General features: G+C 70.0%; 22 protein-coding genes. 10 read left to right on the top strand and 12 right to left on the bottom strand.

Annotation, left to right across the window (positions count from 1 at the left end):
- Positions 1 to 2: 2 nt before the first annotated feature.
- Entirely contained in the window at positions 3 to 1,424 is a 1,422-nt protein-coding gene (locus OHO27_RS08030) for a family 43 glycosylhydrolase (protein WP_443059693.1), read from the top strand.
- 77 nt (positions 1,425 to 1,501) lie between these two features.
- A complete protein-coding gene (locus tag OHO27_RS08035) occupies positions 1,502 to 2,293 on the top strand; it encodes a polysaccharide deacetylase family protein (RefSeq protein ID WP_328421704.1) in 792 nt (263 codons plus the stop codon).
- Positions 2,294 to 2,351: 58 nt separating this feature from the next.
- Here the strand turns inward: OHO27_RS08035 and OHO27_RS08040 are convergent, their stop codons facing one another.
- A complete protein-coding gene (locus OHO27_RS08040; protein WP_328421706.1) occupies positions 2,352 to 3,371 on the bottom strand; it encodes a DUF2278 family protein in 1,020 nt (339 codons plus the stop codon).
- Between the two features lie 184 nt (positions 3,372 to 3,555).
- Between OHO27_RS08040 and OHO27_RS08045 the strand changes: the two genes are divergently transcribed.
- Both OHO27_RS08045 and OHO27_RS08050 read left to right on the top strand, forming a co-directional pair.
- A complete protein-coding gene (locus OHO27_RS08045; protein ID WP_328421708.1) occupies positions 3,556 to 3,996 on the top strand; it encodes an SRPBCC family protein in 441 nt (146 codons plus the stop codon).
- 128 nt (positions 3,997 to 4,124) lie between these two features.
- On the top strand, positions 4,125 to 5,396 hold the full coding sequence (locus tag OHO27_RS08050; RefSeq protein ID WP_328430378.1) for a lanthionine synthetase LanC family protein: 1,272 nt from the start codon (positions 4,125 to 4,127) through the stop codon (positions 5,394 to 5,396).
- A 64-nt stretch (positions 5,397 to 5,460) separates the two neighbouring features.
- Here OHO27_RS08050 and OHO27_RS08055 read toward each other — a convergent pair whose 3' ends face one another.
- The 3 genes from OHO27_RS08055 to OHO27_RS08065 all read right to left on the bottom strand — a co-directional run bounded on the left by OHO27_RS08055 (position 5,461) and on the right by OHO27_RS08065 (position 9,809).
- Positions 5,461 to 7,344, bottom strand: coding sequence for a LamG-like jellyroll fold domain-containing protein (locus OHO27_RS08055; RefSeq protein WP_328421710.1), 1,884 nt, complete (start codon positions 7,342 to 7,344; stop codon positions 5,461 to 5,463).
- Between the two features lie 167 nt (positions 7,345 to 7,511).
- Positions 7,512 to 8,405 carry a S1 family peptidase gene (locus tag OHO27_RS08060; protein WP_328421712.1) on the bottom strand — a complete coding sequence of 298 codons (894 nt, stop codon included), beginning with the start codon at positions 8,403 to 8,405 and terminating at the stop codon, positions 7,512 to 7,514.
- Positions 8,406 to 8,726: 321 nt separating this feature from the next.
- Positions 8,727 to 9,809 (bottom strand): LacI family DNA-binding transcriptional regulator, encoded by a 1,083-nt coding sequence (locus OHO27_RS08065; protein WP_328421714.1) that lies wholly within the window; start codon positions 9,807 to 9,809, stop codon positions 8,727 to 8,729.
- Between the two features lie 259 nt (positions 9,810 to 10,068).
- Here OHO27_RS08065 and OHO27_RS08070 point away from each other — a divergent pair, with 259 nt between their 5' ends.
- From OHO27_RS08070 to OHO27_RS08085, 4 genes are all read left to right on the top strand, one after another.
- Positions 10,069 to 11,430: an extracellular solute-binding protein gene (locus OHO27_RS08070; RefSeq protein ID WP_328421716.1), complete on the top strand. Its 1,362-nt coding sequence runs from the start codon at positions 10,069 to 10,071 to the stop codon at positions 11,428 to 11,430.
- A gap of 21 nt (positions 11,431 to 11,451) precedes the next feature.
- Positions 11,452 to 12,402 carry a carbohydrate ABC transporter permease gene (locus OHO27_RS08075; protein WP_443059523.1) on the top strand — a complete coding sequence of 317 codons (951 nt, stop codon included), beginning with the start codon at positions 11,452 to 11,454 and terminating at the stop codon, positions 12,400 to 12,402.
- Positions 12,403 to 12,404: 2 nt separating this feature from the next.
- Positions 12,405 to 13,304 carry a carbohydrate ABC transporter permease gene (locus OHO27_RS08080; protein WP_328421718.1) on the top strand — a complete coding sequence of 300 codons (900 nt, stop codon included), beginning with the start codon at positions 12,405 to 12,407 and terminating at the stop codon, positions 13,302 to 13,304.
- Between the two features lie 66 nt (positions 13,305 to 13,370).
- Positions 13,371 to 15,200: a glycoside hydrolase family 2 protein gene (locus tag OHO27_RS08085; protein WP_328421720.1), complete on the top strand. Its 1,830-nt coding sequence runs from the start codon at positions 13,371 to 13,373 to the stop codon at positions 15,198 to 15,200.
- A gap of 75 nt (positions 15,201 to 15,275) precedes the next feature.
- On the opposite strand, the gene OHO27_RS08090 is transcribed toward OHO27_RS08085, so the two are convergent.
- The 3 genes from OHO27_RS08090 to OHO27_RS08100 are packed head-to-tail and all read right to left on the bottom strand — an operon-like array spanning position 15,276 to position 16,459.
- Positions 15,276 to 15,641 carry a hypothetical protein gene (locus tag OHO27_RS08090; RefSeq protein ID WP_328421722.1) on the bottom strand — a complete coding sequence of 122 codons (366 nt, stop codon included), beginning with the start codon at positions 15,639 to 15,641 and terminating at the stop codon, positions 15,276 to 15,278.
- Between the two features lie 20 nt (positions 15,642 to 15,661).
- Complete coding sequence (locus tag OHO27_RS08095) at positions 15,662 to 16,252, bottom strand: sialidase family protein (RefSeq protein WP_328421724.1); 591 nt, start codon at positions 16,250 to 16,252, stop codon at positions 15,662 to 15,664.
- Positions 16,253 to 16,282: 30 nt separating this feature from the next.
- Positions 16,283 to 16,459 (bottom strand): hypothetical protein, encoded by a 177-nt coding sequence (locus OHO27_RS08100; protein ID WP_328421727.1) that lies wholly within the window; start codon positions 16,457 to 16,459, stop codon positions 16,283 to 16,285.
- 137 nt (positions 16,460 to 16,596) lie between these two features.
- On the opposite strand from OHO27_RS08100, the gene OHO27_RS08105 reads away from it, so the two are divergent.
- Together OHO27_RS08105 and OHO27_RS08110 are read left to right on the top strand one after the other, a co-directional pair.
- Positions 16,597 to 16,953 carry a PRC-barrel domain-containing protein gene (locus tag OHO27_RS08105; protein WP_328421729.1) on the top strand — a complete coding sequence of 119 codons (357 nt, stop codon included), beginning with the start codon at positions 16,597 to 16,599 and terminating at the stop codon, positions 16,951 to 16,953.
- Positions 16,954 to 16,980: 27 nt separating this feature from the next.
- A complete protein-coding gene (locus OHO27_RS08110) occupies positions 16,981 to 17,148 on the top strand; it encodes a hypothetical protein (protein ID WP_328421731.1) in 168 nt (55 codons plus the stop codon).
- 39 nt (positions 17,149 to 17,187) lie between these two features.
- Here OHO27_RS08110 and OHO27_RS08115 read toward each other — a convergent pair whose 3' ends face one another.
- The 5 genes from OHO27_RS08115 to OHO27_RS08135 form a co-directional block, all read right to left on the bottom strand.
- Positions 17,188 to 18,339, bottom strand: a complete 1,152-nt coding sequence (locus tag OHO27_RS08115; protein WP_328421733.1) for an XdhC family protein — start codon at positions 18,337 to 18,339, stop codon at positions 17,188 to 17,190.
- Positions 18,340 to 18,398: 59 nt separating this feature from the next.
- On the bottom strand, positions 18,399 to 19,856 hold the full coding sequence (locus tag OHO27_RS08120; RefSeq protein WP_328421735.1) for an NCS2 family permease: 1,458 nt from the start codon (positions 19,854 to 19,856) through the stop codon (positions 18,399 to 18,401).
- Positions 19,857 to 20,155: 299 nt separating this feature from the next.
- Positions 20,156 to 22,540: a xanthine dehydrogenase family protein molybdopterin-binding subunit gene (locus tag OHO27_RS08125; RefSeq protein WP_328421737.1), complete on the bottom strand. Its 2,385-nt coding sequence runs from the start codon at positions 22,538 to 22,540 to the stop codon at positions 20,156 to 20,158.
- 4 nt (positions 22,541 to 22,544) lie between these two features.
- Positions 22,545 to 23,129: a (2Fe-2S)-binding protein gene (locus tag OHO27_RS08130; protein ID WP_328421739.1), complete on the bottom strand. Its 585-nt coding sequence runs from the start codon at positions 23,127 to 23,129 to the stop codon at positions 22,545 to 22,547.
- Positions 23,129 to 24,022, bottom strand: coding sequence for an FAD binding domain-containing protein (locus tag OHO27_RS08135; protein WP_328421741.1), 894 nt, complete (start codon positions 24,020 to 24,022; stop codon positions 23,129 to 23,131). Before OHO27_RS08135 ends, OHO27_RS08130 begins: the two co-directional genes overlap by 1 nt.
- Positions 24,023 to 24,154 lie beyond the last annotated feature (132 nt).

A 24,154-nucleotide genomic window follows, 5' to 3' on the forward strand; every position in this document is an offset into this window, starting at 1 on the left:
TCATGGCCGCCCTCGTCGCCCTGGCGGCCTGCCTCGCCGGACCCGCCCCGGCCGCCCGGGCGGCCGTGCCCGACTCCCCCGCCGTGACCTACACCAACCCGATCGCGGAGAAGCGGGCCGACCCGCACATCTTCAAACACGCCGACGGCTACTACTACTTCACCGCGACCGTGCCCGAGTACGACCGCATCGTGCTGCGCCGGGCGACGACCATCCAGGGCCTGTCGACGGCCCCGGAGGTCACCATCTGGACCAAGCACACCAGCGGCGTGATGAGCGCGCACATCTGGGCGCCGGAGATCCACTTCATCGACGGCAAGTGGTACGTCTACTTCGCCGCCGGGGCCACCAACGACGTGTGGGCGATCCGGATGTACGTCCTGGAGGGCACCGGCGCCAACCCGCTGACCGCCACCTGGACGGAGAAGGGACAGATAAAAGCCCAGTGGGAGAGCTTCTCCCTGGACGCCACGACCTTCGTCGTGAACGGGGTCAGATATCTGGCCTGGGCCCAGCGCGACCCGTCCGTGAACAACAACACGGACATCTACCTGGCGAGGATGACCAACCCCTGGACCATCACCGGCACTCCGGTGATGCTGTCGCGGCCCACCTACTCCTGGGAGACCGTCGGCTACAAGGTCAACGAGGGCCCGGCGGTGATCCAGCACGGCGGCAAGGTCTTCATGTCGTACTCGGCGAGCGCGACCGACAGCAACTACTGCCTGGGGCTGCTGTCCGCCTCCGCGAGCGCCGACCTGCTCAACGCGGCCAGCTGGAGCAAGAGTTCCACGCCGGTGTTCACCAGCAACGCCGCCACCAGCCAGTACGGTCCGGGCCACAACTCCTTCACCGTCTCCGAGGACGGCAAGAGCGACATCCTCGTCTACCACGACCGCAGCTACAAGGACATCACCGGCGACCCCCTCAACGACCCCAACCGCCGCACCCGCGTCCAGAAGCTGTACTGGAAGGCCGACGGCGCCCCGGACTTCGGCATCCCGGTGGCCGACGGTGTGACGCCGCAGCGCTTCTCGTCGTACAACTTCGCGGACCGGTTCGTCCGGCACTGGGAGTACCGCGCCCGCATCGAGGCCGGCGTCTCCCCGCTCGCGGACTCACAGTTCCGCGTGGTGACCGGCCTGACCGGCAGCGGCACGGTGTCGCTGGAGTCGGCCAACTTCCCCGGCTACTACCTGCGGCACAAGAACTTCGAGGTGTGGCTGGAGAAGAACGACGGCACGGCGAAGTTCGCGTCCGACGCCACTTTCCACAAGCGGGCCGGGCTGTCCGACGCGGCAGGCGTCTCGTACGAGTCCTACAACTACGCCGGGCGCTACATGCGGCACTACGACCACCTGCTGGTGGTCCAGGCGCCGAGCACGGCGACGGATCGGGCGGACGCGACGTTCTACGCCCAGTAATCCGCCGGAACGCGCAGTTCAGAGCCTATAAACACCCTCTATACATCGCATGTATACTCGCCATGTATAGTCGCGACATGCCTTTTCCAATCATTCCGTTCAAGAAGATGAAAAAGTCGTGGGCTTGGTTGTGTGCCGCCGCCGTTCTGGTGGCGGCCGCTTCCTTGGTGGCGTTCACGCAGTACGTGCGCCTGGACACCACGTCACCCAGCGCCGCCCGGGCCCAGGCCTCCGCCACCGCCCAGGCCCGCTTCGGCGGCGTCGACTGCCGCGAGGCCAAGTGCGTCGCGCTGACCTTCGACGCCGGGCCGAGCGAACACTCCGCGCGACTGCTCGACATCCTGAAGGAGGAGAAGGTCCCGGCAACCTTCTTCCTGCTCGGCAAGCGGCACATCGAGAAGTACCCGGAACTGGTCGAGCGGATGGCCGACGAGGGCCATGAGGTGGCCAACCACACCTGGGACCACGAGAGACTCACGGAACTGGAGGCCGACGAGATACGGGAGGAGATAGAGCGCCCCAACAAGGAGATAGAGCGCCTCACCGGGCGGCGCCCCACACTGATGCGCCCGCCGCAGGGCCGTACGAACGGCACGGTGCACGAGATCTGCCGCGAGCTGGGGATGTCGGAGGTCCTGTGGAGCGTGACGGCCAAGGACTACACGACCAATGACTCCAAGCTCATAGAGCAGCGCGTCCTGGACCAGACCGACCGGGACGGGATCATCCTGCTGCACGACATCTACGACGGAACCGTGCCGGCCGTGCCCGGGATCATCGACGCTCTGAAGGAGCGCGGGTTCGTGTTCGTGACCGTCCCGCAGTTGCTCGCGCCGGGGCAGGCCGAGCCGGGCAAGGTGTACCGGTGAGCCGTCTCACCAGGTGAGGTGAAGGCGGTGCGGTGAAGGCGGTGCGGGGAGCGGTGGATCAGCGTGCGGAGAAGACGACCGACCACCCCTCCTGCCCTGCCTGCTCGGCGGTGTACGAAACCCCGTCCACCTTCAGCCTCTTGGCGTCCAGGAGGCTGATCTCGCCGCCGTGGTTGCCGAGTTGGGCGCCGTCGCTGAGGCGGACGGTGAGGCAGGCGCCGGTCGCGAGCGGTCCCGGCGGCACGGCGGACAGCCGGCCCAGCCGGTCCTGGAGATGCCAGCCCGTCAGGTCGACCGGGGCGGGCGAGGCGTTGAGGAGGGTCACGGTCTCGGCCTCGGGGGCGGGGCCGCGCGGGTTGACGAGGGCAGCGACGATACGGACGGGCCGGGTGCCGGGCACGGGGCGCGAACCGTCGACGTCCTCGATGGCGTGGCCGGTCACGTCGTCCGTCTTCCAGGACTGGCTCTGGAAGGCGAGGAAGATCCCGACCCAACGGGACTGCGCCGGGAAGTGGATGAGCAGCCCGCCGTCCTGCCAGACGCCGTCGTCGTCGCGGAAGCGGCGGCTGTTGCCCTGGTTCATGTGGATGTCGTGGACGCCGTTGCCGGGCAGGAAGCCGAAGACCTTGTCCCTGACCTTGGCCTCGGGCCCCCAACGCTCGCCGAACAGATGCACGCGGGCCTCCGGGTCGGCGACCGCGCGACGGACGGAGTGGTCGAGGAGGTCGGCCAGGTCGTTGCCGGGGCCTTCGAGGTCCGGCGGCAGCTTCCGCATCAGGGACGGGTCGAAGAGGTTGCCGCGCACGAAGTCGAGGTTCGGACCGCCGGGCCCGGGCGGCAGGGTGTTCCAGCCGCTCTCCAGCCCCTCCAGACGGGCCGTGATCGGGTGCCGGAAGTCCTCGCTGACGAAGTAGAGCAGCTCGGAGGGCTGCTGCTGGGACAGGACGTTGACGGCTGCGCGGTACTGCGTGCCGTGATCGTCGGTGAGGTGGATCTGGTAGTGCGGCGTGTCGTCGGCGCCCTCGCGCCGGGTGTCGACCGCTCGTCCGATCAGTACGCCGTAGGTCTTCAGTGGCATGACGACCAACTCCCCCGGGAGACGGACGGTTTGCCCGCCCTTGGGTGGCAGCGTAGGGCGCGGGCGACGCGGCCGAAGCCGAGTTCACCTCGCGTACGCCCGCCCGCCGACATCCGGCTGGACCGACTGCACGACCCGGGTACGACTGCGCCGATGACCAGCTTCGATTCCCTAAGATCGTTCCGTGGCGAACTTTCTCCTCGAACGCACGGTTCCACTCCCCCTCGACGAGGCGTGGCGCCGCCTGACGGAGTGGCCCCGCCATGCCGCGGCCGTCCCGCTCACCCGCATCCGGGTCACCCCGCCCGACCCGACCCGTGAGGGCACACTCGTCATCGCCCGCTCCGGAGTCGGCCCGCTCTCCTTCGACGACCCGATGGAGGTCACGGTGTGGCAGCCCCCGGGGGACGACTCCCCGGGCTTCTGCCGACTGGAGAAGCGGGGCAGGGTGATCACGGGGTGGGCCGAGATCGAGGTGCGGCCCGGGCCGGGTGGGCGGGCGCGGGTGGTGTGGCGGGAGGAGGTGCGGGTGCGGTTTCTGCCGGGGGCCGCCGACGGTGTGCTGAAGCGCACGGCGCGGTACGTGTTCGGGCGCGCGGTGAACCGGCTCCTGCGCACGGTGTGACGCCGGTCGATGTCAGTGCCCTCTCGTAGGGTTGCGGCGATTTCACGGAGCTCGCGCTTCCAGGAAGTCCGGGCGACTGAGCAGGCGACTACGGAATGAACGGGGCAAGGGACGTGGCATTGAACGAGGTGAGGACGCCGACCCTCGAAGAGGTCGAGGCCCTGGCCGTGGACGGCCTGCGGTGGCTGCTGTCGGTCGCGCGCGACACCGGCTACGTCGGCCGCGGCCTCACATGGCCGACCAGGCCCTCCAGCGACGAGCTCAACCCCATGCTCTACAGCGGCACGGCCGGCGTCGTCCCGGTTCTCCTGGAAGCGTGGCGGCACTTCGGCGACGACTCCTACGCGGACGCCGCCGTGCGCGCGGCCCGCGGGCTGGCGGACTCCGTCGAGAGCTGGGAGGACGACTCCCTGTACTTCGGCCGCACCGGAATGGCCCTCGCGCTGCGTGCCGTCCACGACGACCTGGGCGACACGTCCGCCGGCACCGCCGCGGACCGGGCCCTGGAGCTGGTGCGTTCCCGCTTCGACGGGACCCGCTGGGGCGAGCTGTTCGAGCTGATGGGCGGCAACGCCGGGATCGGGCTGGGCGCGCTCCTGGCCGGGCAGGAGGATCTCGCCGTCCGGGCGGTGGAGCCGTACGCCCGCACGGCGGAGCAGACTCCCGCCGGGGTCAACTGGCAGCACCGGCCCGGCGCACCCGGCCGTATGCACCACATCTCGCACGGCACGCTCGGCATCGTGTACGGCCTGGCCGCGGTCGGCCACGCGACCGGCCGCAAGGACCTGGCCGAGCTCGCGCTGGCCGGTGCCGCGGACGTCGTCTCGCGCGACGAGGGCGGCCCCGAAGGCTTTCTCGTCCCGCACTCCGACCCGCACCACCGCCCCGACGTTGTCGAACGCCACAACTACGGCTGGTGCCACGGCCCCACCGGCGACGCCCAGGTCTTCCGCCTGCTGCGAAGCCTGTCCGCCGACCCTGCCTGGCCGGCGCTCGCCGACCGCTGCTGGCACACCGTCACACACTCCGGCCTGCCGAACCGGCTGCGCCCCGGCTTCTGGGACAACAACGGCCGCTGCTGCGGCACGGCGGGCGTCCTCGCCCTCGCCGTCGACCGCATCGCCGAGCAGGACGACTCCCCCGAGTTCGCCCTGGTCCTGGTCGCCGACCTCGCCGCCCACGCCACCCGCGACGCCGACGGCGCACGCTGGTCCAACGTCGAGCACCGGGCCACCCCGAGCGCACTCGAACCGCAGCCGGGATGGGCGATGGGCAACGCGGGCATCGTGCGCGAACTGCTGCGCTTCGTAAGGGTCGTACGGGGAGGCGAGCCGGACTACGCGTTCACGTGGCCGGACCAGCCGACGGTGCGGCACTCGCGTCAGGCCGGCATGGCCTAGGGCCGGTCGCGAGAACGGACCGACGCTCACGGCCGCTGCCGTCACGTATCCGTCTCCACGCCACTCAGTCGAAGGGCGTCAGGAAGTCGCGCGAGGACAGCGCCCGGTTCACGATGCGGGTGTCGCCGATCCATCCGTAGAAGCCCTGCCCGAACTTCTCGTCGAACTGGGTCGCGCCGATGACGAAGGGCTTGCCGAGCGTGGTGATGCCCGTCGACGGCTGTGCCGGATTGCGGGCGATCTTCGAGCCGTCGACGTACATCACCGTGCGCCGGCCGTCGTTGACGAGTGCGATGTGCATCCAGCGGCCGACCGGCACGGCGTGGCTCCACGACGTGGGGTCGGCGTCCTGGACGTGGGGGTAGACGACGAACTGGAGGAATCTCTCCGGAGACAGGTTGAGGCTGCAGGTGGGCTCCAACGGGGACCAGCCCGTCGTCTTGCCGGCGTCGCCGTTGCGGCCCTCCCAGCTCAGGATGCCCATCCAGCTGTGGTCGCCCTCGAAGGGTTCGGGCAGCATGACGTGCGTCTCGATGGTGTAACCCCGGGTGAACTTCGTGCTGTTGACGGGTGCGCCCGCGGCAGTCGTGAGGACGGCGCCGCGATCAGGGCCCTTTCCGCCGTCGAAGCGGAGGCTGGCGTGCGCGGGCTGGCCCGGGTGGTGGTCGGCGGACCACGTGAGGGCATCCGGTCCGCTCGAGTGCAGCCGGCTCACCGTCAGATCGTTGCCGTTGCCCGTGAGGTCACGTATGAGCGCTCCGTCGGCCACGGGGGCACCGGGCGTACCGGCGGCGGTCGTCCCGGAGTCGTCGAAGCGCCAGTAGGCGACCGTGCCCCGGGGCATGACGGCAGAAGCCGGTCGCGGCTTCGGCGCGGGGACCGGCGCGAAACCCTTGAAACGCTCGTCGAAGTCGATGCTGAGGCTGAACCGGTCTGTGGGTCCGGTCAGTTCGATCGTCTCGGCCTCCAGCGGTGAACGCCGCTCGGGGTCACGGGCGAGGAACCACGGTGAGAAGGTCTCGACGTCGATGACCCCGCGCACCAGGTCGAAGCCGTAGAGGCGGATCATGCCGGCGCCGCCGTAGTAGCGGTCCTGGTAGTTGGTGATGTGGACGTGGACATCGTTGTCGGCGTCGTTGGTCAGGACGGTGCGCCCGGGCGGCCAGTAGTGGCCGCCCAGCGCCAGGAAGATCTGGTCGTTGCCACGGATGAGGCCGTCCCACAGCCGCTTGCCGTTGTCCGACAGCTGCGCCGCGCCATCGTCGTCCGACCAGGCGAGGTCGTGCGTGGTGAGCACGGCGGGCAGCGTGGGATGGGTGTCGAGCACGCCCTGCGCCCACCGCAGCCCTTTGTCCGACACCCGCCAGTCGAGGGCGAGCACCAGCCACTCGCGGTCCGCCGCGCGCAGCACGTGGTAGCTGTTGTAGCCGTCGGGGGACGCACTGCGGAAGGTCGGCATCGACGCGTAGCGCTCGGGGCCGAACGCCGCGAGATAGGCGGAGTCGCCGCGCTGGTCGTCCGTGGACGAGCGGATGTCGTGATTCCCCGCCAGGACGCTGTACGGCACCTTGCCGTGGATGCCCCTGAAGGTGTCGGCGGCGAGTTCGATCTCCTCCTCGGTGCCGTGCTCCGTGACATCGCCGAGGTGCGTCATGAAGGCGACGTTCGCCTTCTCCCGCTCGGCGACGAGGTAGCGGAACGTGGCACGCAGCGGCGCCGGATCGGAACTGTCGGCATCGAACAGATACTGCGTGTCGGGAAGCACGGCCAGCGCGAACCGCGGACTGCGCGCGTCGAACCGGGACCGGCCGCCGCCCACGGTCGTCGAGTCGGCCTGCGCCGGGCCCGCGCCGGCCGCCGTGACCACCGCGCCGGCCGCGGGTACCGCCACCGCGGCCTGCAAGAGTGCGCGTCTGTCCAGCCCGGTGCGGTGCTCTGATGTGCTCATGTGCCCTCCAGATCAGGAACGTTGACGTAGGAAGGCACAGTGCTGACCGGCTGTGGCCACGGGATGGCAACAGCCGGAACGGCGGACCCACAAAGGGCGAATGACCGCTCGTGGGACAGCGGGCACCAGGACGTCGACACCGCTGCCAAGAGACGTGGCGCGTGTCGTCAGTAGACCGACAGGCCGTAAGCGCTCAGCGCTTCCTGGATCGGCTGGTAGTAAGTGGTCCCTCCCGTGGCGCAGTTGCCGGAGCCGCCGGAGAGGATGCCGATGACCTTGTCGCCGGCGTAGAGCGGACCGCCGCTGTCGCCGGGTTCGGCGCAGATGTTGGTCTGGATCAGCCCGGACACAGTGTCGCCGCCGCCGTAGTTCACAGTCGCGTTGAGGGCGGTGACCACGCCGCAGCGGACTCCGGTCGTCGCGCCCCGGGTGCAGACCCGTTGGCCGACGTGGGCGGACGCCGTCCCGGTCACGTCGACCGTTCCGATGGTGCCGGGGTGCGGCACGGCCGGGTTGGCGTAACGGACGACCCCGAAGTCGTTGCCGGGGAAGCTGCTGCCGGTGGTGGGGCCGACGGCCGTGTCCATGGCAGCGCCGGTGTACCAGGTGGGCAGGCCCGCGGTGCAGTGTCCGGCGGTTACGAAGTAGTACGTGGACCCGCTCTGCACGTTGACGCCCGCCGTGCAGCGCCGGCCGCCGGCGTAGATGCCGTCGCCGCCGGACAGGAACGTGCGCAGCCGGCCGTCGAGCCGTTCGAGGGTGACGGCACCGGGGAAGCGGGCGGCGGCGTGGCGGAGTCGGGCAAGCTCGGCGTCGGTGACCGTGGCGTCGGCGAGGACTCGCAACGTCCCGCTCCGCTCGTCCACGGCCCACGCCGTCCCGTCGATCCCCAGTGAGGTGACGGCCGAGGCCGGGCCGGACACCGAGGACGGTGTGGGCGGCCGGGCAGCGGACGCTGCCGTCGCGCTGGTGCCGGACACCGTGAGGGCGACCACGCCGAGCAAACTCAGTGCGTAGGCGATCAGTTGTGAGCGTCTGTCGGTTGTACGGCGTGCTGTCATCCCGAATCTCCCCGAGGACGGTCGGTCGGTTTCGGGCACGCCCGGCCGGTAACCGGGCGTGCCGGGCTTGCATGCCGTGGTGCTGCTGTCGTGCGGGAGCCGAAGGCGAGCCCCAGCGCTGTCACGTTGCCGCCTGCGACGCCGGGCGGAGACGAAGCAGCGCTCATTGTGCCCGGACGTGCGTGGCGGGGGTAGGGCGTGTTCGGCCGGGCCGGGCCGGGCCGTGGCGTCGGCGGTCGCGATCGGCACACCGTCGGGGGCCTGATCGGTCTTTGGTCTGCTACCTGTCGCCCTCGTCCGAGGTCGCCCCGGTTCCCGCGGTCAGGATGACTCCGGCCGGGAGCCCGAAGGCAGCACCCGGCCGAAACCCTCCGTGCTTTCGCGCAACACCAGACGATGCGCCACCACGAGGTCCTGAGGTGAGCGCACCTCGGCCGAGGTGGCGTCCGCCGAGGCGGACCCGGCCGCCTCGTCCATCCGTTGTTGCAGGAGTTCGACGGCGACCTGGGCCACCGCGGCCTTGTCGGGGGCCACGGTGCTCAGGGTGGGGACGCTGAAGCGCCCGGCCTCGACGTCGTCGAAGCCGATGACGGCGACCTCGTCGGGAACGCGAACGCCGTGCTCGTGCAGTGCGCGCAGCGCGCCCAGCGCCAGTTGGTCGTTGAGGCACAGCAGTGCGTCGGGGCGGGCGCCCTCGCTCAGCGCCCGGGCCACGGCCTCGGCGCCGTCCGGCATCCGGAAGGACGTGACGGGCAGGAGGGCGGCCGGGTCGTAGGCGATGCCCGCTTCCGCCAGCGCCGTGCGGTAGCCGCGGGTGCGGGCCTCGGCCGTGCCCAGGCCCGCGCCGCTGCGTCCGCCGATGACCAGGACGGAACGGCGGCCGAGCCCGAGCAGATGCCTGGTCGCTTCCCGCGCGGCCTGTTCGTTGTCGATGGCGACGTGGTCGGCGCCTTCCTCCAGCAGTTCGCCGATCAGCACGGTGGGCGGGGCGTCCGCACGGTCGCGCAGGTCGTCGGGCGTGAGGGCGAGCGGGCTGAGGATGACTCCGTCGACGAAGCTGGAGCCGAATCCGGTCAGTGCCGCCAGCTCGTGCTCGCGATCCGCCCCCGTCTGGTGGATCAGCACCGTCAGGGAGCGCCGCTCGGCCTCGCGGATGACGTGCCGGGCGAGCTCCGCGAAGTACGGGACGTCGAGTTCGGGAACGACGAGGGCGATGATGCCGGTGCGGCCCTGGCGCAGGTGGCGGCCGGCGAGGTTCACCTTGTAGCCGAGTTCCTCGATGGCCTCGCGGACGACGCGCCTGGTCCGGTCGGAGACGTGGGTGTAGTCGTTGATGACGTTGGACACCGTCTTCTCCGACACCCCTGCGAGGCGCGCGACGTCCTTGATCCTGGGTCGTGCCACCGGAACCTCCCTGCCCCTCAGAGCTGCTGAGTTTATGTCCCGGCAGGTCGCGGATCGGCAGCGAGTCCTCCCGGCCCGCTCGGCCTCGGTTTCCGGCCGTGCCTCCTGGCTCTTTACAGCCAATGTACATCGATGTAAAAACTAGCCATCGCATCGGCTCGACCGGTGCGCCCCCGCCAGACGTGGCGGTGGAGCACCCTGTGCCATTGGTGTTCCATCGTCGGTCCGGCATGCGTGTCCGGCCGTCGGAAGGTCCGCGATGTTCACCCGCTTCTCCGCCTCACCACCAACACCCGCACCCGGTGCGGCACCTGGCCCCACCCGTCGTCGGCTGCTGCGTCACGGCACGGCCGCCGCGGGCGCGCTGCTCGCCGCCGGCCCGCTGTCCGGCTGCGCCTCACCGGCCGCCGCCGACGCCTCCGCCCTGCGCGTCTGGGACCTGTTCCAGGGCGGCGACGGCATGCTGATGGACGACATGATCAAGGCGGTCTCCGAAGGACCGCAGGGCTTCGAGGTGGAGCGGACGATCCTCGACTGGGGACCGTCGTACTACACCAAGCTGGCCATGTCGGCCGCCGGCGGCCGGGCCTCCGACGTGGCGATCATGCACCTCTCCAGGCTGGCCGGCTATGCGCCCGGCGGCCTGCTCGACCCCTTCGACCTGGACCTGCTCGCCGAATTCGGCGTCAGCCAGAAGGACTTCGCACCGGCGGTCTGGTCGCGGACGCAGCACGATGGGACCGTCTACGCCATCCCGCTCGACGTCCATCCCTTCATCGTGTTCTACGACGAGGAGGCCGCCGGCAAGGCGGGGCTCCTCGACTCCTCGGGTGAACTGGCCCCGCTGGGCTCCCCGGACGCCCTGCTCGACGCCGGCAAGGCACTCGCCGAAGCGACCGGGCAGAAGGGCATCCTGTTCGGCCACGTCACCGACACCGCCCAGACCTGGCGGCAGTTCGCTGCCCTGTACGCCCAGACCGGTGCCGCCTTCACCCTGCCGGACGGCGGGCCCCCGAAGATCGACGTCGACGCCGCCGTACGCGTCGTCGACTTCATGCAGCGGCTCTTCGACGGCCGTACCAACCCCAACAACCTGGACTACAACGGCGCGATGGCCGGCTTCATCGGCGGTCGCGGCGGCATGGTCATGCTCGGCGAGTGGGAACTGCCCACTCTGAAGAAGTCGGGCATCCCGCTCGGCGCCGCCCCCTTCCCCCAGGTCTTCGACAAGCCGGCGGTCTACACGGACAGCCACAGCTTCGTCCTCCCGCACCAGGACAATCCCGACCCGGCGCGGCGCCACCAGGCACACCGGTATGTCGCGGAGATGGTCAAGCAGAGCCTCACCTGGGCGAGCGCCGGTCACATCCCCGCCTACCAGCCCGTGATCGCGGAACCGGAGTACGCCGCCCTCGACCCGCAGTCCTCCTACGCGGACGCGGGAGAGGTGGCGGTGCTCGATCCGCCGAACTGGTTCGCCGGGGCCGCTTCGAACTTCCAGAACCGGATGTGCCAGCCGCTCCAGTCGGCGCTGCTGGGCAACACCTCCGCCGAGAAGGCGGTGCGTCAGATGGTCCGCGAGGCGGACGCGCTGCTCCGGCAGCCCAACCCGGTGGCCTGACGAGCAGAAGGAGTGACCCACGTGACCACCACCGCACCCCCCGGCACCGACGCCGCGGCCGGCCCGGCCGCCGACCGCCCCGGCGACCGCCGCCGCTTCGGCCTGAGCGGCCGCAGTATCACCCAGGGCCCCGGCCTCGTCTTCGTCGTACCGTTCCTGCTCGTCTTCGTCCTGTTCCTGGTGTGGCCCATCGTGCACGGGCTCTGGATGAGCTTCACCGACAGCTCGCTCGCGCTGCGCGACACGGCGTTCGTCGGCTTCGACAACTATGCCGAGGCGTTCGGCGATCCGGACGTCTGGAGCAGCCTCGGCAACACGGCCGTCTTCACCGCCATCTCCAGTGTTCCGCTGGTGCTGATCGCGCTGGCCATGGCCCTGCTGGTGCACAGCGGCCTGGCCGGGCAATGGGTGTGGCGACTGGCCTTCTTCGCTCCCTACCTGCTGCCCGTGACCGTGGTGACGCTCATCTGGACCTGGCTCTACCAGCCGGAGCTCGGCCTGGCGAACCAGTTCCTCGGCACCCTCGGCATGGAGCCCGTCGGCTGGCTCTCCGACGAAGCCGTCGCGATGTGGTCGATCGCCGCCCTCACCGTCTGGTGGACGGTCGGCTTCAACTTCCTGCTCTACCTCGCCGCGCTCCAGTCCCTGCCCTCGACGTACTACGAGGCCGCCGCGCTGGACGGCGCCGGAGCCTGGCGGCGCCTGTGGTCCATCACCCTGCCGCAACTGCGCAGGACCACCGTGCTCGTCGCGATGCTCCAAGTACTGGCCTCGCTCAAGGTGTTCGACCAGATCTACATCCTCACCAAGGGCGGCCCCAACGCCTCGACCCGGCCCGTCCTGGAGTACGTCTACGACGTCGGCTTCACCGGCTACCGGCTCGGTTACGCCTCCGCCGTCTCCTACCTGTTCTTCGCCCTCGTCATCGTCGTCTCGCTCGTGCAACTGCGTCTCTTCCGCCAGGAGGACTGACCGTGTCCGCCACCGCAACACCCCTTCGCCCGCGGCGCCGTCCCCCCTTGGCAGCTGCCGAATCCTCCCTGCTGCTCGGCCACGGCCGGCTGCCTCGTGCCCTGGCCGGCACTGCGCTCGCCGTCCTGGCCGCTGTCTGGCTGCTGCCGTTCGTCTGGGCGGTCGCCACCTCGGTGCAGAGCGAGCAGGACGCGGCCTCGCCCGGCCTGTCCCCGATCAAGGGCGCTTTCACGACCGAGGCGTATCAGCAGATCCTGGAACGCGGGAACGTCACCGTCTGGGCCTTCAACAGCTTCCTGATCGCCGGCCTGGTCACGCTGATCACGGTCGTCGTCTCCACGCTCGCCGCGTACGGCTTCTCACGCGGCACCTTCCGCGGCCGCCGGGCCCTGCTCGCCGTCACCGTCGCCGCCATCCTGGTCCCGCCCCAGCTGCTCGTCGTACCGCTCTTCGAGCAGATGCTGCTCTTCAACCTGGTGGACACCTACGCGGCCGTCATCCTGCCGCAGGTCGTCGCGCCCATGATGGTCTTCATCCTCAAGCGCTTCTTCGACGCCATCCCCCGGGAGCTGGAGGACGCGGCCCGGATGGACGGGGCCTCGGAGTTCCGGGTGTTCCTGTCGATCGTGCTGCCGCTGTCGCGGCCGATCGTCGCCGCCGTCGCGATCTTCGTCTTCATCGGGGCGTGGAACAACTTCATGTGGCCGTTCATCGTCACCAACGACCCGGACCTGATGACCCTCCCGGTCGGCCTGGCCACCGTCAAGGACGCCTTCGGTATCCAGTACGCCCAGTCCATGGCGTCCGCGCTGCTGGCCGCGCTGCCACTGATCGTGGTGTTCCTCTTCTTCCAGCGCCGCATCGTCGACTCCGTCGCCACCACCGGCCTCGGCGGTTCCTGACCTCAGCCCCTCGCCGTACCCACGGGCCGGTGGCATCCTGCCGGCCGCCGATCGACTGGAGCATGTGTGCCCACTCACTCCGTACCGCGCCCGGAGTATCCGCGACCGCAGTTCGTGCGACGCGACTGGCTCAACCTGAACGGCGCCTGGCAGTTCGAGACCGACCGAGGGGACAGCGGGCTCGAACGCGGCCTGCTCGGCCGCGAGCTGCGCGACGAGATCCTCGTGCCCTTCCCGCCCGAGTCCGAGCTCTCCGGCATCGGCGACACCGACTTCCTGGAGGCCGTCTGGTACCGGCGTGCCCTCACCCTGCCCGCCGAATGGGCCGGACGCCGCGTGCTGCTGCACTTCGGCGCCGTCGACCACGACACCACCGTGTGGGCCGACGGCCGTGAGGTCGCCCGGCATCGTGGAGGCTTCACCCCGTTCACCGCCGACCTCGGCGACATCGCGGGCAGCGGTGAGGAGGTGGTCGTCACCGTCCGCGCCCGCGACCCCAAGTCCGGCCCGCAGGCCCGCGGCAAGCAGGCCATCCAGTACGCCAACCATGACTGCAACTACACCCGCGTGACCGGCATCTGGCAGACCGTCTGGCTGGAGCCCGTCCCCGACCTGCACCTGCGGCGCCCCCGCATCACCCCCGACCTCGCCGGCTCCGCCTTCCACCTCGAACTCCCGCTGTCCGGCAACCGCCCCGGCCACCGGGTACGCGCCGTCCTCAGCGACGCCCACGGCGAGGTGAGCCGGGCCGAGGCCCGCGCCGACCTGGACCTGGCCCCGCGCCTGCACCTGCCTGTGCCCGACGACCGGCGCCGCGAGTGGAGCCCGGAAGACCCGCACCTGTACGACCTACGCCTCGAACTCCTCGACACCACGGGCGAGGTGGTCGACAGCGCCGAGGGCTACGCCGGACTGCGCTCCGTCGGACTCAGCGGCAAGGCCGTCCTGCTCAACGGCCGTCCGGTCTTCCAGCGCCTCGTCCTCGACCAGGGCTGGTACGCCGACGGACTGATGACCGCGCCGAGCGACGAGGCACTGGTCCGGGACATCGAGCTGGCCATGGCGGCCGGGTTCAACGGGGCCCGGCTGCACCAGAAGGTGTTCGAGGAGCGCTTCCTCCACCACGCCGACCGCCTCGGCTACCTGGTCTGGGGCGAGTTCGGCGACTGGGGCTGCGAGGTCGGCGGCTCCTCGGGCGACAACCAGCGGCCCGACGCCTCGTACGTCGCCCAGTGGCTGGAGACCCTCGAACGCGACTACTCACACCCCTCGATCATCGGCTGGTGCCCGCTCAACGAGACGTACCAGAAACTCCACGACCGCATCACCCAGCTCGACGACGTCACCCGCGCGATGTTCCTCGCCACGAAGGCGATGGACACCACCCGCCCGGTGATCGACGCCTCCGGCTACGCGCACCGCGTCGCCGAGACCGACATCTACGACTCGCACCACTACGAGCAGGACCCGGAGGCCTTCCGGCAGCTGATGTCAGGGCTCGCCAAGGACGACCCCTTCGTCAACTCCCATGAGAGCGGAGCACCTTACTCCCTTCCCTACGGCGGCCAGCCGTACTTCGTCAGTGAGTTCGGCGGCATCTGGTGGGACCCCGAGGCAGCCGCCGCCCAGTCCGGCGAGGACCGCAGCGAATCCTGGGGCTACGGCGAACGCGTCCGCGACGAGGAGGAGTTCCACGCCCGCTTCAGCGGCCTGACCGGGGTTCTGCTGGGCGACCGTCACATGTTCGGCTACTGCTACACCCAGTTGACCGACGTCTTCCAGGAGCAGAACGGCATCTACCGCTTCGACCGCACTCTCAAGCTGGACGTCGACCGCATCCGTGCCGCACAGCTGCGCCCGGCCGCCATCGAGCAGCAGGACGACCATCAGGTCTGATCGTGGGAGTGACAGTGGGGCCTCTCCGCGGCACGGCGGGGAGGCGCCACTTCGGCAACTGCGGTGCCCGCACCGTCAGGTGACGTTGCCGCTCGCGAAATACGCTCGACAGACCGTGCCTTCGAAGTCGGTCGCGATCTGCAGCACCCGGCTGCCGTCGGCCGAGGGAAGCAGCGGGGAACTGTAGTCCTGGCAGTAGTCGTTCTGCGTGTTGGTGAGGATCGTGCGCCCGCTGCCGGCGGCGGGGGTGCCGTCCCGGTTGAGCAGGTGCTGTCCGATCAGCAGGATGCGGCCGTTGGAACCGCCGCCCGGTGCAGGTGCCCAGGCGATCCTCGGCGCGACGCGGAAGTACCTGCCGTCGGCTGTCTCGGGGCGGATGCCGAGGTGGGCCGGTTCTCCCCAGTTCCAGCCGTCGGCGGCGTCCGGTAGTGCACGACGCACTGGTACTGACCGCCCGGGTTTCAGATCTCGTAGCTCATGAAGTAGGCGGCGACGAGCTTCTGGCTGTGCGCCGCGTCGGTCTCGTCCGCGTAGTGGCAGACCAGTGCGCCGTCGGCTGCCACGGAGAACTCGGGTTCCCACAGGCCGCCCGTTCCCTCGGCGACGGCGCAGGACGACAGATAGGACCAGGTGCGCCCGATGTCGTTGCTGCGCCAGATCCGCAATGCCATACGGCGGTTCGGCTCGTCCTGGCCCGCGGATGCGGCCCAGAGCAGCGTGCCGGCCGGCAACGCGCCGACCTGGCGGAAGGTCGCCCCGGAGTCCGTGCTCTCGTGGATGGCGCCGATGCCGTTGTTGCCGTCGAAGGTCACGACACTGGCGAGGACGCGACCGTTGGCCGAACCGCTGTTGGCCAGCCGGACGGCGCGCGGGTACAGGCCGGTTCCGTCCCTTGACGGAGTGCCCGTCGCCAGGGGGGAGATGTCCGTCGCGGCACGCGAGGCGGGCGGCGGGGAAGCGGTGGCGGCGGTGGGCATGGCAAGTGCCAGGCCGAGCGCGCCGGTCAGGGCGACCAGGAGCGCTCGGGCCGGCCGGCGTAGAGCGTCTTGCACATCGATGTAAATCGGCTGGAGCAGCTCCGCTCAGCGGCGGCGGCCCCGCGCCGCCCAGCCGCTGCCGATCCCTGCCACATGCAGGGCGAGGCAGGTGAGCCCGAGCAGCATGACGTTGGTCGACGTGAAGACGTCGTTGGTGGATATGTCCGCCGCGTTGATGAGAAAAGCGATGAAGAACAGGACCGCCGCGATGATGCCCAGCACGGTGTGCCTCCTTGACGAAGGGGAATCGACCGATGGTGCCGTTTCTCGCGTATGCCCCCGGCCGCCCCCCTCACGCGTCGTGCAGACAAGGCGAAAGGGGGTACGCGGCCGGAAGGGACGACGAGCGGAGGATCGCGATGTTCGAGGCCGGTGACATCCGGGAGTGGCGCGGCCACGATGTGGTCGACGACAGCGCACGCAAGATCGGCAGACTGGAGTCGATCTATGTGGACACCGCTACCGACGCGCCGTCTTTCGCGACCGTCACGGTCGGCATGCCGACTCGGCACCGCCTGGTGTTCGTTCCCCTCGCCGGAGCGACGGTCGGCCCTGGATACCTGAAGGTCGCCTACGCAAAGCACCAGGTCAAGTATGCGCCGTCCATCGACGTCGACGGGGTCCTGCCGGCCGGCGACGAAGGAGCGGTCTTCGCGCACTACGAGCTGGCGTACCAGCCGGGCGCGGAGGGCGAGCGCCGGCTGGCGCGCCGCTGACCGACAACGACCACCCAGGAGGCGGCCATGGCTCTGTTCTTGTTCCTGCTTCTTGTGGCAGTGGTGCTCGGCTTCATCGGAGTGCTCGCCGAAGGTCTGCTCTACCTGCTGGTCATCGGGGTGCTCGTGGCGATCGCCGACATCCTTTACGTCGGGATGAAGCTCCGGCGAAGCGGCAGGCGCCCCGTTCGGTAGACCACGCGGTCCGCGGGCGGCCGAGTACTGCGCCGGCCCTCACGCCACCGACCCGATCCGCCCCGCCGGTGACGATGTCGCGTCGTGGTGGATCGGGGTGTGGGCGCCGGTGAGGGAGACGCCGCTGCCGCCCCGCCGGTTGGCGACGATCTCCGACGCGATCGACAGGGCCGTCTCCTCCGGCGTACGGGCGCCGAGGTCCAGCCCGATGGGGGACCTGAGCCGCGCCAGCTCCAGTTCGCTCACGCCGACCTCCCGGAGCCGCTCGTTGCGGTCCAGGTGGGTGCGGCGGGAGCCCATCGCGCCGACGTACGCCACCGGCAGGCGCAGGGCGAGCTGGAGCAGGGGTACGTCGAACTTGGCGTCGTGGGTGAGGACGCACAGGACCGTCCGGGCGTCGACGGACGTCCGCTCCAGGTACTTGTGCGGCCACTCGGTGACGATCTCGTCGGCCTCCGGGAAGCGGGCCTTCGTCGCGAAGACCTGGCGGGCGTCGCACACGGTCACGTGGTAGTTCAGGAACTTGCCGATGCGCACGAGCGCCGACGCGAAGTCGATGGCGCCGAAGACGATCATCCGGGGCGCCGGGACCGAGGACTCGACCAGCACCGTGAGCGGGGCGCCGCAGCGCGAGCCCTGTTCGCCGATCTCCAGGGTGCCGGTGCGGCCCGCGTCGAGGAACGCGCCCGCCTCCGCCGCGACCGTACGGTCCAGTTCGGGGTGGGCGCCGAAGCCGCCGTCGTACGAGCCGTCGGGGGCGACGACAAGCGCGCGGCCCCTGAGCTCGTCCGGCCCCGACACGATCCGTGCGACCGCCGCCGCCTCCCCGCTCGTGGCCGCCCGCAGCACGGACGCGAGCACGGGGCGGGCCGGGTCCCCGGCGCGTACCGGCGTGACCAGGATGTCGATGATGCCTCCACAGGTCAGGCCGACCGCGAAGGCGTCCTCGTCGCTGTAGCCGAAGCGCTCCAGGACGGTTTCGCCGTCCTCGAGCGCCTGTTGGCACAGCTCGTAAACCGCGCCCTCCACACAACCGCCGGACACCGAGCCGATCGCCGTGCCGTCGGCGTCCACCGCGAGCGCGGCGCCGGGCTGGCGGGGCGCGCTGCCGCCGACCGCCACCACGGTGGCGACGGCGAAGTCACGTCCCTGCTCGACCCACCGGTGCAACTCCTCGGCGATGTCCAACATCTCTCGGTCTCCTTGACAGCGGTTGTGCGGAGGGCGGTTCACACTGACCGGCTCTCCGGCTAGTGCACGCCCATCCAGCTCTCAATGGGATTGAGGGCGAAATAGACGATGAAGATGCCTGTCAGGGCCCACATGAACGCCCCGATCTCCCGCGCCTTGCCCTGAGCGATCTTGATGGCGACGTACGAGATGACACCGGCCGCGACACCGGCCGTGATCGAGTACGTGAACGGCATGATCACGACGGTGAGGAACACCGGGATCGCGGTGGCCCGGTCGGACCAGTCCACGTGCCGTGCGTTCATCATCATCATGGCGCCGATGACCACCAGGGCCGCCGCCGCCACCTCGCCCGGCACGATCGCGGTGAGCGGGGTGAAGAACAGGCAGGCCGCGAAGAACAGGCCGGTGACGACCGAAGAGAGACCGGTGCGGGCACCCTCGCCCACACCGGTCGCCGACTCGACGAACACGGTCTGGCCCGACGCCCCCGAGACGCCGCCGATCGCGCCGCCGGCGCCGTCGATGAACAGCGCCTTGGACAGGCCCGGCATCCGGCCCTTGTCGTCGGCGAGCTTGGCCTCGGTGCCGACGCCGATGATCGTCGCCATCGCGTCGAAGAACCCGGCGAGCACGAGCGTGAACACGATCATGCCGACGGTCATCGCGCCGACCTCGCCCCAGCCGCCGAACTCGACGTTGCCGAAGATCGAGAAGTCCGGCATGGACACCGCGCTGCCGTGCAGTTCGGGAGCGCCGCTGGCCCACTGCTTGGGGTCGATGACGTCGAAGGCGTTGAGGACGACGGCGAGCACGGTGCCGCCGACGATGCCGATCAGGATGGCGCCGGGGACGCCGCGCGCCTGGAGCATGAAGATCGCGAGCAGTGTGACCGCGAAGAGCAGCACGGGCCAGCCGGCCAGTTCACCGGCGGGGCCGAGGGTGACCGGGGTCGCCTCGCCCTGGTGCACGAAGCCGGCCTTGTAGAAGCCGATCAGGGCGATGAACAGGCCGATGCCCATGGTGATCGCGTGCTTCAGCGCGAGTGGAATCGCGTTCATGATCATCTCGCGCAGGCCGGTGACGACCAGCAGCATGATGACCACGCCGTACATCACACACATGCCCATGGCCTGCGGCCAGGTCATCTGCGGGGCGACCTGCGAGGCGAGCACACCGGAGACGGAGAGGCCGGCGGCGAGGGCCAGCGGCACCTTGCCGAAGAAGCCCATCAGCAGCGTGGTGAAGGCCGCCGCGAACGCGGTCGCCGTGATCAGCGCCTTCTGGGCGAGCGTGTCCCCTGCCGCGTCCTTTCCGGACAGGATCAGCGGGTTGAGCAGGAGGATGTACGCCATCGCCATGAAGGTCGTGACGCCGCCGCGCACCTCGCGCGCGACCGTGGATTTCCGGTGGGATATGTGGAAGTACCGGTCGAGCCAGGACCGTCCGGCCGGGACGCGGGTGCCTTCTCCCGCGTCTTCGGCTGTGGTCGCCGGCTCCAGTGACTGCTGGGTCATGTGGGCCTACTCCCAAGGTTCAAAGGGGCACCCGCGTCGACCGCCCTGACGGTCGACCAACCACGCATGTGGCTGCGGGATTTGGGAAGGTGCTTCGGCCGCACGACCCGGGGGACGGCCCGAGACGAACGAACAGGATGCAGCTGTGCTGCTGGTACTGCGGTGGTGCTGGTACTGCTGGTGTGTCAAGTTCCGCGAGCGGTGCGGCACTTGGTTCCTCCGGACGGCGCAGCGAAGTGTGACGTTCCCGGCGCCGCCCGGAGAGCCTTGCTGGATTCCTCGCGGATTCCTCGCTGTCCCTACGCCGTACCGGTGAGGTGTTCCGGCCGTACCGGCGTGCGGTTCAGCTCCAGCCCCGTCGCGTTCCGGATCGCCGCGAGGACGGCCGGGGTCGACGACAGGGTGGGGGCCTCGCCGATGCCCCGCAGCCCGTACGGGGCGTGGTCGTCGGCGAGTTCGAGCACGTCGACCGGGATGGTCGGCGTGTCGAGGATCGTGGGGATGAGGTAGTCCGTGAAGGAGGGGTTCCTGACCTTCGCCGTCTTGGGGTCGACGATGATCTCCTCCATGACCGCCACGCCGAGACCCTGGGTCGTACCGCCCTGGATCTGGCCGATGACGGACAGCGGGTTGAGCGCCTTGCCGACGTCCTGGGCACAGGCCAGCTCGATGACCTTGACCAGGCCGAGCTCTGTGTCCACCTCGACGACGGCGCGGTGTGCGGCGAAGGAGTACTGGACGTGGCCGTTGCCCTGGCCGGTGCGCAGGTCGAACGCCTCGGTCGGACGGTGCCGCCACTCGGCCTCGACCTCGACGGCCTCGCCCTCCAGGACGTCCACCAGGTCACCGAGGACCTCGCCGCCGTCGGTGACGACCTTGCCGCCCTCGAGGACCAGCTCGGCGGTGGCCCAGGCGGGGTGGTAGGAGCCGAACTTGCGGCGCCCGATCTCCAGGACCTTCTCGCGCACGAGCTCGCAGGAGTTCTTGACGGCGCCGCCGGTGACGTACGTCTGCCGGGAAGCCGAAGTCGAACCCGCCGAACCCACCTGCGTGTCCGCCGGGTGGATCGTCACCTGAGTGACGCCCAGCTCGGTGCGGGCGATCTGCGCATGGACGGTGACACCGCCCTGGCCGACCTCCGCCATCGCGGTGTGCACGGTGGCCACCGGCTCGCCGCCGATCACCTCCATGCGCACCTTGGCGGTGGAGTAGTCGTCGAAGCCCTCGGAGAAGCCGACGTTCTTGATGCCGACCGCGTAGCCGACACCCCGCACGACGCCTTCACCGTGCGTGGTGTTGGACAGGCCGCCCGGCAGCTGCCGTACGTCCGCGCCCTCGCTGGATTCCCACTGGCGCTCCGGCGGCATGGGCATCGCCTTGACGCGGCGCAGGAGTTCGGCGACCGGAGCCGGGGAGTCGACCGGCTGCCCGGTCGGCATGATGGTTCCCTGCTCCATGGCGTTGAGCTGCCGGAACTTGATCGGGTCCATGCCCAGCTGCTTGGCCACCTTGTCCATCTGCGCCTCGTACGCGAAGCACGCCTGGACCGCGCCGAAGCCGCGCATGGCGCCGCAGGGCGGGTTGTTGCTGTAGAGGGCGATGGCCTCGATGTCGACGTCCTCCACCACGTACGGGCCGATCGCCAGCGAGGCGGCGTTGCCGACGACCGCCGGGGAGGCGGAGGCGTACGCGCCGCCGTCCAGCACGATCCGGCACTTGACGTGCGTGAGCTTGCCGTCCTTCGTGGCGCCGTGCTCGTAGTGGAGCTTGGCGGGGTGGCGGTGGACGTGCCCGAAGAAGGACTCGAACCGGTTGTAGACGATCTTGACCGGCTTGCCGGTGCGCATCGCCAGCAGGCAGGCGTGGATCTGCATCGACAGGTCCTCGCGGCCACCGAAGGCGCCGCCGACGCCGGACAGCGTCATCCGGACCTTGCGCTCGGGCAGGCCGAGGACCGGGGCGATCTGCTTCAGGTCGCTGTGCAGCCACTGGGTGGCGATGTACAGGTGGACGCCGCCGTCCTCGTCCGGCACGGCGAGGCCGGACTCCGGGCCGAGGAAGGCCTGGTCCTGCATGCCGAAGGTGTACTCGCCCTTGACGACGACGTCCGCCTGCTCGGCGGCCTGTGCCGCGTCACCGCGGAAGATCGGCTGGCGGTGCACGATGTTCGGGTGCGGGACGTGACCGATGTGGTGGTCGTCGCGGCCCTCGTGGATGAGGATCGCGTCCGGGGCGGTCGCGGAGGCCTCGTCGGTGATGACGGGCAGCTCGCGGTAGTCGACCTTGATCTTGGCGGCGGCGCGGCGGGCCGTCTCCGGGTGGTCGGCGGCGACGATCGCGACCGGCTCACCGTGGTGGCGTACCTTGCCGTGCGCGAGGACCGGGGTGTCCTGGATCTCCAGGCCGTAGTTCTTCACCTCGGTCGGCAGGTCGTCGTAGGTCATGACGGCGTAGACGCCTGCCATGGCCAGCGCCTCGCTGGTGTCGATGGACACGATCTCGGCGTGCGCGACGGTAGAGCGGAGGATCTGCCCCCAGAGCATGTCCTCGTGCCACATGTCGGACGAGTACGCGAACTCGCCGGTGACCTTGAGGGTGCCGTCCGGGCGCAGCGTCGACTCACCGATGCCGCCCTTGGTCTGCGAACCCTGGGTGATCTTGGTGGGAGCGCCGTTGGTGGGCATGTGCTCAGACCGCCTCTCCCTGCCGGGCGGCCGCGAGGCGGACCGCGTCCATGATCTTCTCGTAGCCCGTGCACCGGCACAGGTTGCCCGACAGCGCCTCGCGGATGTCCGCGTCGCTGGGATTCGGGTTGTTCTCCAGCATCTCGTCGGCGGCGACCAGCAGACCCGGCGTGCAGAAGCCGCACTGGACGGCGCCGGCGTCGATGAACGCCTGCTGGATCGGGGAGAGCTCGGTGCCCTCGCCGGTCTGCGAGTCCTGCCCCTTGGCGGCCCACTGCTGGGCGTCCTGGAGCGAAGTACCGCAGGCACCGGTCGCGCAACCACCGTGCTCGGCACGCTGCTTGGCGAAGTCGGCGAGCCCTTCGACGGTGACGACCTCACGGCCCTCGACCTGACCGGCGGCGACCAGACACGAACACACCGGCACACCGTCCAGCCTGACGGTGCAGGATCCGCACTCGCCCTGCTCACAGGCGTTCTTCGAACCCGGCAGGCCGAGCCGCTCCCGCAGCACGTACAGCAGGGACTCGCCCTCCCACACGTCGTCGGCTTCCTGCGGACGTCCATTGACAGTGAAGTTGACACGCATCAGGCGACTCCCTCCGTGCGGGCGGCGGTGCCGCGGTACGACTCCCAGGTCCAGGTCAGCGTGCGACGGGCCATGACTCCGACCGCGTGGCGGCGGTAGCTCGCTGTGCCCCGGACGTCGTCGATCGGGTTGCAGGCGCCGGAGCACAGCTCCGCGAACTGCTTGGCGACCGACGGGGTGATGATCTTGCCGTTCTCCCAGAAGCCGCCCTCTTCGAGCGCCGCGTTCAGGAATTCCTCGGCGGCCTTGGCCCGTACGGGTGTCGGGGCGGCCGAGCCGATCCCGGTACGCACGGTCCGCGTCTCGGGGTGCAGCGCGAGCCCGAAGGCGCACACGGCGATGACCATGGCGTTGCGCGTGCCCACCTTGGAGTACTGCTGAGGCCCGTCGGCCTTCTTGATGTGCACGGCCCGAATCAGCTCATCGGCGGCCAGCGCGTTGCGCTTGACGCCCGTGTAGAACTCGTCGATCGGGATGAGGCGGGTGCCGCGCTCGGCGGACTCGACCTCGACCTCGGCGCCTGCCGCGAGGAGGGCGGGGTGGGCGTCGCCGGCCGGGGAGGCGGTACCGAGGTTGCCGCCGACGCCGCCGCGGTTGCGGATCTGCGGGGAGGCGACCGTGTGCGAGGCGAGGGCGAGGCCGGGCAGCTCGGCGCGCAGATCCTCCATGATCCTGGTGTACGGGACGGAGGCGCCGAGCCGCACGCTGTCCTCGCCGACCTCCCACTCGGTGAGGTCGCCGATGCGGTTCAGGTCGAGGAGGTACTCGGGCCGGCGGTGGTCGAAGTTGATCTCGACCATCACATCGGTGCCACCCGCAATCGGCACAGCGGTGGGGTGCTCGGCCTTCGCGGCGAGCGCCTCCTCCCAGCTGGCGGGGCGAAGGAAGTCCATGACCGGCTCTCTTCTACGTCTCGTGGGTCGTACGGTTTGAGCCAGATCAGGTGCGGTGGGCCCGGCTCGTTCATGTGCTGTTAACGCGCATTGACGTCAGTACACAGCGCTGTGCTCGGCCTGGGTCAGTCA

The organism is Streptomyces sp. NBC_00443, assembly GCF_036014175.1.
Taxonomy (GTDB): domain Bacteria; phylum Actinomycetota; class Actinomycetes; order Streptomycetales; family Streptomycetaceae; genus Streptomyces.